1 protein-coding gene is annotated in these 583 nt (G+C 36.4%); it reads left to right on the top strand.

Annotated elements, in window-relative coordinates; all coding sequences use genetic code 11:
- Window positions 1–332: zinc finger domain-containing protein (locus tag ACFIO5_RS13040; protein WP_375705639.1), on the top strand; the 332-nt coding region annotated here is incomplete at its 5' end.
- Between the last annotated feature and the right edge of the window lie 251 nt (window positions 333–583).

The raw sequence follows: 583 nt of genomic DNA, 5'->3' as shown, positions 1-583 counted from the left end.
GTCTTGGGAATATTTATGTTTGCGAAGCGCTTTGGCGTAGTCGTTTATCTCCACAGCGTGGTGCATTTACGTTAGCATTGAAAACTGAATGTGCACGTGAATTAGCAGCTTCCTTAGCTCAGAATATACGTAATGTGATTACTGAGGCGATTTCTTCTGGTGGTTCTACTTTACGTGATTATATTCGTACAGATGGCTCTCTTGGTTATTTTCAACACTCTTTTTCAGTTTATGGACGAGAAGGCAAGGAATGTTTGCATTGTGGAATCCCTATTGTACGTATTTTGCAATCTGGACGTTCAAGTTTTTACTGCTCACAATGTCAAAAATGAATAAGATGTCTTGCAAAATCCTCCAAGAAGCTTAAAGTCACAAATTTATATTTATAATTACACAAAGGCTTGAAAGTTTTTTTATGCTGAATAAAGTGCTAACACATCTTGATGAGAATATAGAAAAGAGCCTTGAACGCCTTTTTTCTCTTTTACGTTTTCAATCAATTTCTACAGACTTTGCTTATAAGGATGAGTGTCGTAAAGCTGCTGATTGGTTAGTGGAGGATTTGAAAAGCATAGGCTTTAAA

The organism is Bartonella sp. AA86SXKL, from assembly GCF_042196885.1.
This window is presented reverse-complemented; position numbering and strand designations above follow the sequence as displayed.